Below are 12,758 nucleotides of genomic sequence, written 5' to 3' on the forward strand. Positions count from 1 at the left end.
CTCCCTATGCCGAAGGTGTGACCTGAGCCACGGGTTTCGGTGATGATCGCTCCGCTGTGTTACGGCCGTCAATGATCAGAGTTAATTGCGTTGCCGGTTGTCGCGGCCGGTGCGAGCCTTGACCACATCAGGGCGGTCGCTCGGCAGGTTTCCGCCCGGGTTGTCGACAACCCACCCGCGGTGATGCGGGGCGCGGTCACCTCTCTCTTCCCGCACGCGGCGGCACGGCCGCGAGCGCCCGCCCCGCATCACTGCCCTTTAAACCCCTTTTGCGGTACGTCCTGGCCCAGCCCCCAACCGCAACCGAAAGCCCCTGGTCCACAGACGCCAGGTCGTCCCGGTGCCGGGCCGCCCGGCGCCGTCGTCACCCGTCCACAACGGAGCGACTCATCAGGAGCGGCGCAGGGCCGTCATGAAGTTCGTCCGGACCTGGGTTCGCAGCAGCGACCCGGAGTAGACGCGGGCGCCCACCCCGAGCAGCCCCACCGCCGTGACCGCCAGCAGCACCAGGGCCACCACCGGCTCCCAGATCGCCGCGCCGCCGTCGAACAGGCGGATCGGCATCGCGATCGGCGAGGAGAACGGGATGTAGGAGAGCACCTTCATCGCCACCCCGTCGTGCGGGACGCTGAGGACCGCGAAGAACGGGATCAGGACCAGCATCTGCACCGGCACCGTGGTGCTGGTCAGCTCCTCCTGGCGGGAGGCGAGCGCGCCCACCCCGGCCCAGAGCGCGGCCAGCATGACGAAGCCGATCACGAAGAACGGCACGAACCAGCCGATCGCCGGGAGCGCGGCGGAGATCAGGCCGGGGGCCGTGTCGGTGGCGCTCATCCCCACGATCGCGACCAGGGCGAGCAGCGCCACCTGGCCGAACGCGAGCAGGGTCAGCGCGAACACCTTGCCGGCCAGCAGCGCGCGCACCGGGATGCTGGCGACCAGGATCTCCACGATCCGGGTCTGCTTCTCCTCGACGACGCTCTGCGCGATCTGCATCCCGAACGTGAACGAGGTGAAGAAGAACAGCATCGCGAACGCCAGCGGCACGATCACCTTCAGGAACGGGTCGACGTCGCTCGGCTCCAGCAGCCGGACCTGCGGCTCGACGCTGAGCGCCTGCACCACGTCGCCGGGGCTCTCGTCGTCGCCGACCACGACCGGGCCGGGCAGCACCGCGGCGTCCACCTCGCCGTCCCGGACGAGCTGCTCGGCGGTGGCCGTGTCAGCGACCGTCCGTACCTCGAAGCCGTGTTCCTGAAGGACGGCGACGGAGGCGCCGTCGGTGACCGCGACCTTGGCCGGCCCGCTGTTGAGCAGCGCCGGCAGCACCAGCGACGCGAGCACGATGACCAGGAAGATCCCGGTGCTGAGCAGGAACGCCTTGTCGCGCAGCTTGGTCCGGATCTCCCGGGCGGCGACGAGCTGGGCAGCCTCGAACGTGGTCACTGGATCACCTCTCGGAAGATCTCGGCGAGCGAGGGACGGACCGGGCCGAACGCGTGCACCGGGCCGCGGTCGAGGGCGGAGCGCAGGACCGACTGGTCGGTGACGGCCGGGTCGAGGTCGAAGGTCGCGTGCCGGCCGTCCAGGTCGATCAGGGTCACGCCGGCCTGGTCGCGCAGCCAGCCGGCGTCGCCGCCGACCTCGATCCGGTAGCGCGGCAGCGCGTACTGATCGCGCAGCCCGGCCCGGTCCCCGGCGGCCCGGACGGTGCCGTCCGCGATGATCACCAGGTCGTCGCAGAGGCGCTCGACCACGTCGAGCTGGTGGCTGGAGAAGAGCACCGCGGCCCCGGCGGCGGCCCGCTCGCGCAGCACGGCGACCACGTTGTCGACGGCCAACGGGTCCAGCCCGGAGAACGGCTCGTCGAGAACCAGCAGCTCCGGGTCGTGGACCAGGGCGGCGGCGATCTGGGCGCGCTGCTGGTTGCCCAGCGACAGCTTCTGCACGTGGTCGTTCGCCCGCTCGGCCAGCTCCAGCCGCTCCAGCAGGGCGAGCGTCCTGCGGCGCGCCTCGGCGGCGCTCAGCCCGTGCAGCCGGCCCAGGTAGACGACCTGGTCGAGGACGCTCATCTTCGGGTAGAGGCCGCGCTCCTCGGGCATGTACCCGAAGCGCTGCCGGATCTCCCGGTCGAGCGGTGCACCCTGCCAGGTCACGGTGCCCGCGTCGGCGGCGAGCACGCCCAGGATGATGCGCATGGTGGTGGTCTTGCCGGCGCCGTTGGCGCCGACGAACCCGGTCAGCCGCCCGGTCGTCACGGTGAACGACACGTCCTTGAGGACCTGCCGGTCGCCGAACGTCCGGTCGACCGCGTCGACGCTGAGTTCGCTGCTCATGCCATTGACGCTAGGCTTTCCGGCGGTCGGTGGCGTCCGGCTGGGGGAGGACCACCCGGGTCATTCCCGCGAAGGACGAACCACCCCCATTTCGTACGCGAGGACCACCGCCTGGGTCCGGTCCCGCGCCCCGAGTTTCATCAGCACCCGGCTGACGTGCGTCTTCACCGTCGTCTCCCCGAGGTGCAGCGCGGTCGCGATCTCCGCGTTCGTCGACCCGCCGGCCAGCTCGACCAGCACCTCGTGCTCGCGCGGGGTCAGCTCGTCCAGCCGCTTCCCCGGTTCCGGGACCCGCTGCCGGGGCGCGCTGAACTCGGCGATCACCCGCCGGGTCACCGCCGGGGCGAGTAACGCGTCGCCGGCCGCGAGCACCCGGACCGCCTCGGTCAGGGCCTCCGGCGTGCCGTTCTTCAGCAGGAACCCGCTGGCTCCGGCCTGCAGCGCCGCGAACAGGTAGTCGTCCCGGTCGAAGGTGGTCAGGATCAACACCGACGGACCACCCTCGGCCGCGATCCGGCGGGTCGCTTCCAGGCCGTCCATCACCGGCATCTCGACATCCATCAGTACGACGTCGGGCCGCAGCCGGAGCGCGAGCTCCACCGCGTCGGCCCCGTCGGCCGCCTCGCCGACCACCGTGATGTCGTCCTCCAACTCGAGGATGACCCGGAATCCGGAGCGGACCAGCCGATGGTCATCCGCGACGAGGACCCGGATGCTCATGTATTGCTCCCGACCGTCGCGTAGGGCAGCCGGGCGCGGACCCGGAACCCGCCACCGCCGCGGCGCCCGTGTTCCAGCGTGCCGTCGTGCACCGCCACCCGCTCCCGCATCCCGATCAGCCCCATTCCGCCGCCACCCGCGCCGGTGCCGCCGTGCCCGTCGTCGGCCACGTCCAGCTCCAGCTCGCCGGCCAGGTACCGGACCCGGATGTCGATCGTGGCGGCCTGCGCGTGCTTGAGGGTATTGGTCACCGATTCCTGGACGATCCGGTAGGCGGCCCGGGACAGGGAGTCGGGCAGGGGCGCCGGATCGCCGTACGTCCCGAAGTGCACCTCGAGCCCGGCGTCGCGGGCCCGTTCGGCGATCTCCTCGATCCGGTCGATGCCGGCGCCCGGCGCCGCCTCGGTCTCCGCGCTGGTGGAGCGCAGCGCGCCGAGCATCCGGCGCAGCTCGTCGACCGCGGTCCGCGCGCCGTCCTCGATCGCGGTCAGCGCGGTGACCGCCTTGACCGGGTCCTTCTCCAGGGCCCGGCGGCAGGCCGAGGCCTGGATGCCCATCACCGAGACGTGGTGCGCGACCACGTCGTGCAGTTCCCGGGCGATCCGGACGCGCTCGTGCAGGACCGCCCGCCCGGCGGCCGCCTCCTGGGCCGCGCGCAACTCCTCGGCCTGCTCCTCGAGCCGGTGCCGGCGGTACACCGCGCGCCAGGCCGCGTCGCCCATCAGGTAGACGAAGCCGAAGAAGACGATGTTCTGCAGGTAGGACGTGAAGATCATCGACGGGAGCGCCGGCAGCTCACCGGAGGCGCCGGACATCTCGGAGACCGCGATCACGTCCTGGTAGAGCGCGAACGACAGGGTCAGCCAGGCGAACATGGCCCCGATGATCACCAGCCGGACGGTCCGCGCGCGGTGCCGGTCGGTCCCCCACGCGCCGAGCGTGTAGATCGCCGCGAACAGGGCGTAGGTGGTGATCATCTGCTCCTGGGAGAGCCGGTACTGACCGCCGATGAACGCCACCGAGATGAAGACCGCGACCAGGTCCGGCGCGCGGCGGCGCCAGGCCAGCGGCAGCGTGGTCACCACCGCCCAGCAGATCTGCTCGGCGACCGGCGGGGCGTGCTCGGTGTGGAAGCTGCCGTAGCTGCGCTGCAGGTAGAGGCTGAAGACCGCGACGGCGGCGACCACCGACCCGGTCCACAGGTCGTTCCGGCGCTGCCGGGCGGTCGGTCCCGGCCGTCGCCACTCTTCGACGTTCCACGATCGCATGCTGAGACGATTACATGTCCGGCCGCGTCCGCGCATCCTCGGCCCGGCCGCGGGTCTGCACCGGGATGCTGGCGTCCTCGCCGGGGCCCAGCTTGCCGCCCAGCTCCAGGATCCGCCGATGGGCGGCGGCCAGCCGGTCCTCCAGGGTCACGATCCGGACCGCGGCGGCGAGCAGAAAACCGTCGTCGAGCAGGATCCGGACCCGGCCGGCGAGCTGCAGTTGGTGGCGGGAGTACCGGCGGTGGCCGCCGGCCGAGCGCTCCGGCTCGATCAGTCCGGTGCCGTCGAGAGTACGAAGAAAGGCCTGGGTCACGCCGAGCACCTCGGCGGCCCGGCCCGTCGTGTACGCCGCAAGGTCGGCGTCGTCCGCGATCCCCGGCATGGTCCCCTTTATGCGCACAACTCGGATCAGGTCACGACAAAGTCCAGGACCCCGGCGGGTAACCGGGGCCCTGGATTTTCAATTCTTGTGCCGGCGCTTTCGTCCGGCGCATGTGGTCGACCGGCTGCGTGCCGCTAGCAGTCGACCGGAGTGATGAGCATCGGCTGCGATCACCTCATGTCGGGTCGGGGACATCGTGATTACGCGTTGCTGCGGTATCTCGGTCCTCCTTCTCCAACTCAGCGTCTGTGCCAGTTGCTAGGCCGGCTGAAGCCGACCTGGAAAACATATGCCCATCCGCGCCAAATTTCTAGAGTCGCCGCTGTAGATTTTTTCGCCGGCCCCTCGGTTGACCTGCGATAACGCAAGACCCCGTCAATGTCTGCAAGCCCCTTCACGCGCTCCGGCACGACCGCGCCGAGCGCTTCCGGACGGTTCCCCGAAGCGATTTCGTGGTGGGCCGGGGCGGTCACTCGACCAGGGCTTGCGTGCCCAGGACGATGGCCAGGGCGAGGCGCTCGGCGTCCGCGGTGTTCGGCTCGGCGCTGTAGAGGGTGATCCGCAGGTCGTCGACGGCGACGAGCAGCGTGTCGCAGTCCAGCGTCAGGCGGCCGACCGCGGGATGGTCGACGACCTTGCGCTTGGACGGGTCGGGCAGCGGGGGTGGCGCCTCCGCCTCCCACAGCTCGGGGAACCGGGGCGCGGCGGCGAGGTCGGTGATCAGCCGCTGGAGCGACCGGTCCGCCGGGTAGCGCGAGGCGGTCAGGCGCAGGTCGGCGACCAGCCGGGCCTCGTGCTCGGCCTGCTCCCGCGGGGTGTGCACGACCCGGCTCGGACGGCGGGTGAGGTTGCGCCAGACGGCGTTGCGCTCCAGGCCACGCCACGTCGTCGTGTCGCCCATCAGCGCGTCGTAGGGCGCGTTGGCGAGGACCAGCGTCCAGCTGGCGTCGTAGACGACGACCGGATTGTTGGCCAGCCGGTCCAGCAGGCGCTGCACGCTCGCGGTAACCCGGGACGGGACGACGCCGGGGCCGGGGGCGGCGTGCCCGGCCAGCTGGTGGAGCAGGTCGCGCTCGGTGTCGGCCAGCCGCAGTGCCCGGGCCAGCGACTCCACCACCTGGGCCGACGGGGCGGTGGCCCGGCCCTGCTCGAGCCGGGTCAGATAGTCCGCCGAGATGCCGGCCAGGGCGGCCAGCTCCTCCCGCCGCAGGCCGGTGGCCCGCCGCCGGCGGCCGACCGGGACGCCGATGTCCTCCGGCACGACGCGATCGCGCCAGCGGCGCACCATCCGGCCGAACTCCCACTGCTCCACGCCGTCGAGTCTGCTCGACCGCCGGGACGTTGTCCTGGCCCTGTCAGTCCTACGAAAACCAGGCGGCTGGCTGACCACCCGCCGGGCCCCGAGGCTGGGTGCCATGACAAGCGTTCTGATCACCGGCCCGACCAAGGGTCTGGGCCGCATCGCCACCCTCGCCATGGCCGCCCGCGCCGACCGCCCCGACCTGCTGCTGGTCGGCCGCAACCTGGCCGCGGTCGCCGCCGAGGCCCGGGCCCTCGGCGCCACCGTGCACGAGATCGAGACCGACCTGAGCCGGCTCGCCGACGTGCGGGAGGCCGCCGCGAGCGCGCGGAAGCTGGTCGAGAGCGGGGCGGTGCGGCCGCTGCACGCGATCGTCGGCAACGCCGGCGCGATGTCCAGCGACACCCGGCAGGCGTCCGCCGACGGGTACGAGCTGACCTTCGCGGTGAACTACCTGGCCCACGCCCAGCTGATCGGCGATCTGGCCGCGACGCTCGCCGAGCCCGGCCGGATCGTGCTGCTCGGGTCGAACACCTATCACCAGAACTTCTGGCGGGGGCTGCTGCGGGTGCCGCCGGCGCAGTGGCGTGACCCGCTGGAGATCGCCCGGCCCGCCGACGCGGACGCGACGCCGGGTCTGGCGGCCAACGGCACCGCCTACTCCAACGCCAAGCTGGCGATCCTGTACTACGCCCATGAGCTGCAGCGCCGGGTCCGGCCCGGGATCGGGGTCACGGTGTTCGAGCCCGGCTGGATGCCCGGCACCAGCCTGGGCCGGGGCGCGCCGGCGGCGGCCCAGTCGGTCGCGCGTGGTCTCGGCCGGATCCCCGGGGTCTCCACGCCGGAGAAGTCCGGGCCGCTGCTGGCCTCGGTCGCGCTCGACGAGAAGTGGGCGCACCTGCGCGACGGCGCGTTCGTCCTGAAGGACCACGTGATCGAGGCGAAGCCGGTCGCCCACGATCGGCAGCGCGAGGCCCGCCTGTGGGCCGCGACCGGGGAACTCCTGGCGCGCGGCTGAGCGGGCTGCCGTCGTACCGTCGAAATCGTCTTTGAATGGGTTTTTCAGGCCACCCGGCGGACGATCGCGAGCATCGACTCCTCGACGTCCTCGATCGGCCGGTCGGGCTGGAAGACCAGCCAGTCCACCGCGACCACCAGGCCCACGCCGAACAGCGCCGCCGACGCGACCCGGACGTCCAGGTCGGCCGGGAGGTCACCGGAGTCCACCCCGGCCTGGACCGTCTCCGCGATCACCCCGATCGACTGCTCGCGGAGCAGGACCAGGGTCTGCTGCCACTCCCGGTTGGTCCGCCACATCTCGGAGACCAGCAGCTGGGCGAAGGCCTGGTAGCGCTGGATGTACGCCAGCTGCGCCCGGACCAGCGCCCGCACCGCCTCGCGCGGCGGCAGCCCCGCCACCGCGGCCCGGAACTCGTCGGTGAGCAGCCCGACCCCGTGCCGCAGCAGCTCCTCGAACAGGTCGGTCTTGGACTTGAAGTTGTAGTAGACCGTGCCCTTGGCCACGTTCGCCCGCAGGGCGATGTCGTCCACCGTGGTCTCGTTGTAGCCCTGCTCGGCGATCAGCTGCACGGCTGCCTCGTACAGCTTCTGCCGGGTGTCCGCCCGGCGCCGGCTCCGCCCGTCCATCGCCACGGACCCCAGGTTAGAGGACCAGCTCGGGATGCAGGTCGGTGGTGCGCATGCGGCGCTGCCGGCCGGCGATCACGACGGTGAGCAGGAACGCGACCAGACCGAATCCGCCCAGGACCAGCGCGCCGTGCACGATCGGCCCGGACTCCCCGCCGTCGATCGCGTGGCGCATCGCCTCCACCACGTACGTCATCGGCAGCAGCGGGTGGAGCGCCTGGAAGAACCCCGGCGTGGTCTGCACCGGATAGGTGCCCCCGGACGAGGTGAGCTGGAACATCAGCAGGACCAGCGCGATGATCCGGCCGGGTGCGCCGAGCGCGGCCCCGATCAGCTGCATGATCGCCGCGAAGACGCTGGCCGTGCCGAGCAGCAGGGCGAGGCTGGTCCACGGGTGGATCGGGGACAGGCCGAGACCGAAACGGACCACGACGAACAGCAGGGTCGCCTGGATCAGGCCCATCAGCACGCCGGGCAGCAGGCCGGCCAGGGCGACCCGGGGCGCGGGCGCGCCGGAGGCCAGGTAGCGCCGGTTCAACGGGCGCAGCAGCATGTAGTTGATCATCGCGCCCACCCAGAGGGCCAGGGCCAGGAAGTACGGGGCGAAGCCGACGCCGTACGTGCCGGCCGGGTTGCGCACCACGCGGTCGAGCGAGACCGGGTCGGCCAGGATCCCGGACCGGTCGGACGCGTCGTCGTACGCCGGGATCTCCTTCGCCCCGTCGGCCAGCTTGTCGGCCAGCTGACCGGCGCCGTCCTGGAGATCGGTGAGGGCGTCCGCGATCCGGTGCCCGCCGTCGGACAGCTTGGCCAGCCCGGTGTCCAGCTGCTGCGCGCCGCTGGCCAGCCGGTACACCCCGTTCTTCAGCTCGTTCGCGCCGTCCGCGGCCTGCGCGGTGCCGGTCTGCAGCCGCTTCGCGCCGGTGGCCAGCTGGTCCAGGCCGCCGGCCAGCTTGTCCACCTGGGTCCGGGCGTTCGCCACGTCGTCGGCCAGGTGCGGCGCGGCGGCGGCCACCGCGCGGGCGTCCTTGGCGACCGTGCGCAGCTCGGCGCGCAGCCCGTCCAGGTCGGCGGCGTCGACCCGCTGCTGGATCCGCTCGGCGTCCGCGACCAGGCGCGCGGCCAGGCGTTTCGCCTCCGGCAGCCCGTCGCTGTCGGGCAGGTCGTTCAGCTGCTTCTGCAGGTTCTTCGCGTCCTGGACGGCCTTGTCGGCGGCGTCGTCGATCGCGCCGACGTTCTTGGCCAGCTGGTCGGCGCCGTTCGCGACCAGGGTCGCGGCGTTCTGGATCGTCTCCGCGTTGTCCCGCAGCACCGGCTCGACCTTGTCGGCCGCGGCGTCGACCGCGGTGGCCAGCTTGCGGCCGCCGTCCGCGGCCTGCGAGGTGCCGGTGGCGAGCTGGGCCGCGCCGGTCTCCAGCTGCGCGAGGCCGTCGGCGAGCTGGTCGGCGCCGCGCCCGGCGGCACCCAGCTTGCCGGCGATCTGCCCGGCCCCGCGGTGCGCGGTGTCGATGCCGGCGGCCTCCTCGGCGGCGCCCTGGTGGATGCTTCCGGCGCCGTCGGCGATCTTGCCGGCGCCGTCGGCGGCCTTCTCGGTCTCGGCTTTCAGATCGGTGAATCCGATCAGCATCTGGTCGTAGTACTTCGCCGAGGCACTCGCACTCGCCGCCGCCCGGACCTCGTCGAAGGCGGTGCGGGCGAAAACCCCGGAAAGGTAGTTGGTGGAATCGTCGGAGACGGCGCTCAACCGGGCGTTCGCCGGGTCGGCGGAGGCATTCGGGGCGTCCGCCAGATGGCCGGAGAAACTCGCCGGGATCCGCAGTTCGATCTGGTACTTGCCGTCCTTGAGGCCGGCGTCGGCGGTCTTCGCGTCGACCACGTGCCAGTCGAAGATCTGCCGTTCGATGAGCTTGTCGGCCAGGTCGTGACCGGCGTTCACGGTGTCGCCGTTCTGGTCCCGGGCCGGCTGGTCCTCGATCACCAGGGCGGCCGGGATGTGGTTGAGGTGGCCGTAAGGGTCCCAGAAGGCGTACAGATAGAGCGCGCCGTACAGCAACGGGACGACCGCGAGAACCGCCAGGGCGGCGGCCGTCAAACGGCTCCGGAAGAAGCGGCGGAGTTCGAGCCCGGCCAATGAAACAGTCGACAACCCGGTCATTTCACTTGCTCCTCTTCGGCCGGGATCTCGTCCACGGCCGGCTCTTCGTCCACAGGCTCGGGCTCGGGTTGCGTTTCTTCCGTAGGCTCCGGCTCTTCCACAGGCGCTGGGTTTTCCACAGGCGCTGGGTTTTCCACAGGCGTCTCCTGGACCGTGGCGCGGCCCGGCTCGCCCGACTGCGGGTCGCTCAGCAGGACCGTGCGGGACACCCGCGCCGGATCCACCTCACGGGCCGTGACCAGCACCGCGACCCCCTCGGCGGCGATCTCCCCGAGCAGCGTCCACAGCCGCTCCCGCTCCCCCGCGTCCAGCCCGCTGTCCACCCCGTCGAGCGCGATCACCGCGGGCCGGGCCAGAAGAGCCAGGATCAAACCCAGGAGCTGCCTTTGGTACGGCGTGAGATCCCGTCCCCGGAGCTCCGGGTCGAGCCCGTGCAGCTCCACCGAGGCGGCTTCCTTCCGGGACCGTCCGAGCAGCGCCAGACGCTCGCGCACGTGCTCGCTCACGGTGAACACCGGCTCGAACTCATTGACCCCGGCCACATGGCCGAGTGCCGCCGTACCGAAAAGGGAAACCTTGCCCTGGGACAACCGCAACCGGCGCGCCAGAGCCAGCAGCGTGCTGGTCCGGCCGCTGCCGGGCGGGCCGGCGACGGCGATCGTCTCGCCGGCCTCGACCGTCAGGTCGAGGTCGCGCAGGAGCCAGCGCCGGTGGTGCCGCACCCCGGCACCGGTAGCGATGAGCACCGCCATGATGGCTCCTTGTTTAGACTGACTGGTCAGTTCAAAAACATACCCGCATCGAAGTCGCCGAGAATCCACAGGTGGTGGACATCACGCCGGTGCGGACGGCAGGATCGGGGTCATGTCAATGCGCTGGGGCATGACCGTGCCGCTCGGCGGCGTACCGCTCGCCGATCACGCCGCCGCCTTCTCGGCGCTGGCCGACGCCGGCTTCACCGACGTGTGGAGCTCGGAGGTGAACGGCGCGGACGCGTTCACGCCGCTCACCCTGGCCGCCGCCTGGGAACCGCGCCTGCGGCTGGGCACGGCGATCGCCCCGGTCTTCACCCGCGGGCCGGGCCTGATGGCGATGACCGCGGCCGCGCTCGCCGAGACCGCGCCCGGGCGATTCCAGTTCGGCATCGGCGCGTCCTCACCGGTCGTGGTCGGTGACTGGAACGCCGCCGACTTCACCCGGCCGTTCGCCCGCAGCCGCGACCTGCTCCGCTTCCTGCGCGCCGCGCTCGCCGGCGAGCTGGTCGACCAGGAGTTCCCGACGTTCACCGTGAAACGGTTCCGGCTGGAGCGCCCGCCGGCCGTCCCGCCGCAGCTGATGCTCGCCGCGCTGCGCCCGCAGATGCTGCACCTGGCCGCCGCCGAGGCGGACGGGGTGATCCTGAACTGGCTCTCCGCCGCCGACGTGCCCACCGCGCTGGCCGAGACCAAGGAGGCCGGGCCGGACTTCGCGGTCGCCGCCCGGATCTTCGTCGTCCCGACCTCCGACGCGAACTACGCGCGCATGCTGGGGCGGCGGCTCATCACGTCGTACCTGACCGTGCCGGCGTATGCCGCGTTCCACCGCTGGCTGGGCCGCGAGGAGATCCTGGCGCCGATGTGGCGGGCGTGGGAGTCGGGCGACCGCAAGGGCGCGCTGGCCGCCATCCCGGACTCGCTCGTCGACGAGCTGATCGTGCACGGCACGCCGGACGAGATCCGGGTCCGGGTCCGGGCGTATGCGGAGGCGGGCATCACCATTCCGGTGATGGCTCTGCTTCCGACGCCGGAGTTGGAGCGGGGTGGATTCGCCGCGCTGACCACGCTGATCAACGCCCTGAGCCGCCCCGGTTCCTAGCCGCCCCGGTTCCTAGCCGCCCCAGCTCCCAGCCACCCCAGCTCCTAGCCACCCCAGCTCCTAGCCACCCCAGCTCCCAGCCACCCCAGCTCCCAGCCACCCCAGCTCCTAGCCTCGCCGGACTCCTGGCCGTCCTGGGCTCAGCCATCCCAGGCCCGCCCATCCCAGGCCTGCCCACCCCAGGCCGGCCATCCTGCGCTCGGCCGGGTCCGGGGTCCTAGCCTTCGCCGTCCTAGGCTCCCGTTTGAAGGGTCCTAGGATCCCGCCTGAGGTCCTAGGCTCCGCTGTCCTAGGTTTCGTCCGGGGTCGCGTGACCATCGGTCGAACTTCCGCCCGTGGGGACGGTTCGGTGGCCGCCGAAACGTTCCGGTCGAAGAATGGGCGCATGACTGATGCGGCAGGGCTGGCGGCGTTCGCGGCGCTCCTGGCCGACCGGACCCGGGCGTCGATGTGCCTGGCCCTGCTCGACGGTCGCGCCTGGACCGCCGGAGAGCTCGCCACCCACGCCGGGGTCGCCCGCTCCACGGCCACCGAGCACCTGGACCGCCTGATCGCCGGCGGCCTGCTCACCGAGGCCCGGCAGGGGCGCCACCGATACGTCCGGCTCGCCGACCCCGGAGTCGCCGGCCTGCTCGAGGACATCACCGCGCGCCTGGAACCCGCCCTGCCCCCGGCCCGCGGACTACGGGCCACCACGGCCGACGCGGCCCTGCGTCGCGGGCGCACCTGCTACGACCATCTCGCCGGCCGCCTCGGCGTCGCGGTCACCGACGCGCTGACCGGCGCCGGGCTACTCGACCAGAACGGCGGCTTCGCGGTCACCAGCGACGGCGTGACCTGGCTGACCGACCGGCTCGGAGTCGCGCCGGAACAGCTGAGGGCCGGCCGCCGCCCCCTGGCCCGCGCCTGCCTGGACTGGACCGAACGCCGCCCGCACCTGGGCGGGCTCGCCGGCGCACGGGTCTGCGAGACGTTCCTCGACCGCGGCTGGGTGACCCGGATCGGCTCCGGCCGCGCGGTCCGCGTCACGACACCGGGCCGCACCGCCCTGTCCGACCTGCTCGGCGTAACCAATCTCGACTGATCACCCCCGCCC

At 72.1% G+C, this 12,758-nt stretch carries 12 protein-coding genes; 3 read left to right on the top strand and 9 right to left on the bottom strand.

From position 1 onward, the window contains the following. Window positions 1-390: 390 nt before the first annotated feature. From L3i22_RS47340 to L3i22_RS47365, 6 genes are all read right to left on the bottom strand, one after another. Window positions 391-1,446, bottom strand: coding sequence for an ABC transporter permease (locus L3i22_RS47340; RefSeq protein ID WP_221323946.1), 1,056 nt, complete (start codon window positions 1,444-1,446; stop codon window positions 391-393). Beyond that, a complete protein-coding gene (locus tag L3i22_RS47345) occupies window positions 1,443-2,336 on the bottom strand; it encodes an ABC transporter ATP-binding protein (RefSeq protein ID WP_221323947.1) in 894 nt (297 codons plus the stop codon). Before L3i22_RS47345 ends, L3i22_RS47340 begins: the two co-directional genes overlap by 4 nt. A gap of 60 nt (window positions 2,337-2,396) precedes the next feature. Then, window positions 2,397-3,056: a response regulator transcription factor gene (locus tag L3i22_RS47350; RefSeq protein ID WP_221323948.1), complete on the bottom strand. Its 660-nt coding sequence runs from the start codon at window positions 3,054-3,056 to the stop codon at window positions 2,397-2,399. Continuing rightward, window positions 3,053-4,324, bottom strand: a complete 1,272-nt coding sequence (locus L3i22_RS47355; protein WP_221323949.1) for a sensor histidine kinase — start codon at window positions 4,322-4,324, stop codon at window positions 3,053-3,055. Before L3i22_RS47355 ends, L3i22_RS47350 begins: the two co-directional genes overlap by 4 nt. A gap of 10 nt (window positions 4,325-4,334) precedes the next feature. Then, window positions 4,335-4,706, bottom strand: coding sequence for a helix-turn-helix domain-containing protein (locus L3i22_RS47360; protein WP_221323950.1), 372 nt, complete (start codon window positions 4,704-4,706; stop codon window positions 4,335-4,337). 469 nt (window positions 4,707-5,175) lie between these two features. After that, on the bottom strand, window positions 5,176-6,018 hold the full coding sequence (locus L3i22_RS47365; protein ID WP_370644310.1) for a helix-turn-helix transcriptional regulator: 843 nt from the start codon (window positions 6,016-6,018) through the stop codon (window positions 5,176-5,178). 103 nt (window positions 6,019-6,121) lie between these two features. Here L3i22_RS47365 and L3i22_RS47370 point away from each other — a divergent pair, with 103 nt between their 5' ends. Then, on the top strand, window positions 6,122-7,024 hold the full coding sequence (locus L3i22_RS47370) for an SDR family NAD(P)-dependent oxidoreductase (RefSeq protein WP_221323951.1): 903 nt from the start codon (window positions 6,122-6,124) through the stop codon (window positions 7,022-7,024). Between the two features lie 44 nt (window positions 7,025-7,068). Here the strand turns inward: L3i22_RS47370 and L3i22_RS47375 are convergent, their stop codons facing one another. From L3i22_RS47375 to L3i22_RS47385, 3 genes are read right to left on the bottom strand one after another with little or no spacing between them, the layout of a single operon-like run. Continuing rightward, entirely contained in the window at window positions 7,069-7,653 is a 585-nt protein-coding gene (locus L3i22_RS47375; protein ID WP_221330500.1) for a TetR/AcrR family transcriptional regulator, read from the bottom strand. Window positions 7,654-7,669: 16 nt separating this feature from the next. Continuing rightward, a complete protein-coding gene (locus L3i22_RS47380) occupies window positions 7,670-9,808 on the bottom strand; it encodes a YhgE/Pip domain-containing protein (protein ID WP_221323952.1) in 2,139 nt (712 codons plus the stop codon). Then, window positions 9,805-10,560, bottom strand: coding sequence for an ABC transporter ATP-binding protein (locus tag L3i22_RS47385; protein WP_221323953.1), 756 nt, complete (start codon window positions 10,558-10,560; stop codon window positions 9,805-9,807). The genes L3i22_RS47380 and L3i22_RS47385 overlap by 4 nt, the downstream gene beginning before the upstream one ends. 130 nt (window positions 10,561-10,690) lie before the next feature. Between L3i22_RS47385 and L3i22_RS47390 the strand changes: the two genes are divergently transcribed. Both L3i22_RS47390 and L3i22_RS47395 read left to right on the top strand, forming a co-directional pair. Next, window positions 10,691-11,662: an LLM class F420-dependent oxidoreductase gene (locus tag L3i22_RS47390; protein ID WP_221330501.1), complete on the top strand. Its 972-nt coding sequence runs from the start codon at window positions 10,691-10,693 to the stop codon at window positions 11,660-11,662. Window positions 11,663-12,047: 385 nt separating this feature from the next. Next, window positions 12,048-12,746: a helix-turn-helix transcriptional regulator gene (locus tag L3i22_RS47395; RefSeq protein ID WP_221323954.1), complete on the top strand. Its 699-nt coding sequence runs from the start codon at window positions 12,048-12,050 to the stop codon at window positions 12,744-12,746. The last annotated feature ends 12 nt before the right edge of the window (window positions 12,747-12,758 follow it).

The sequence above is a fragment of the Actinoplanes sp. L3-i22 genome (genome assembly GCF_019704555.1).
Taxonomy (GTDB): domain Bacteria; phylum Actinomycetota; class Actinomycetes; order Mycobacteriales; family Micromonosporaceae; genus Actinoplanes.

What these genes read in the sequence shown, in the direction of transcription:
- L3i22_RS47360 (WP_221323950.1), bottom strand. Translation starts at nt 4,706, where the DNA reads ATGCCGGGGATCGCGGACGACGCCGACCTTGCGGCGTACACGACGGGC.
- L3i22_RS47345 (WP_221323947.1), bottom strand. Translation starts at nt 2,336, where the DNA reads ATGAGCAGCGAACTCAGCGTCGACGCGGTCGACCGGACGTTCGGCGAC.
- L3i22_RS47370 (WP_221323951.1), top strand. Translation starts at nt 6,122, where the DNA reads ATGACAAGCGTTCTGATCACCGGCCCGACCAAGGGTCTGGGCCGCATC.
- L3i22_RS47385 (WP_221323953.1), bottom strand. Translation starts at nt 10,560, where the DNA reads ATGGCGGTGCTCATCGCTACCGGTGCCGGGGTGCGGCACCACCGGCGC.
- L3i22_RS47380 (WP_221323952.1), bottom strand. Translation starts at nt 9,808, where the DNA reads ATGACCGGGTTGTCGACTGTTTCATTGGCCGGGCTCGAACTCCGCCGC.
- L3i22_RS47375 (WP_221330500.1), bottom strand. Translation starts at nt 7,653, where the DNA reads ATGGACGGGCGGAGCCGGCGCCGGGCGGACACCCGGCAGAAGCTGTAC.
- L3i22_RS47395 (WP_221323954.1), top strand. Translation starts at nt 12,048, where the DNA reads ATGACTGATGCGGCAGGGCTGGCGGCGTTCGCGGCGCTCCTGGCCGAC.
- L3i22_RS47350 (WP_221323948.1), bottom strand. Translation starts at nt 3,056, where the DNA reads ATGAGCATCCGGGTCCTCGTCGCGGATGACCATCGGCTGGTCCGCTCC.
- L3i22_RS47355 (WP_221323949.1), bottom strand. Translation starts at nt 4,324, where the DNA reads ATGCGATCGTGGAACGTCGAAGAGTGGCGACGGCCGGGACCGACCGCC.
- L3i22_RS47390 (WP_221330501.1), top strand. Translation starts at nt 10,691, where the DNA reads ATGACCGTGCCGCTCGGCGGCGTACCGCTCGCCGATCACGCCGCCGCC.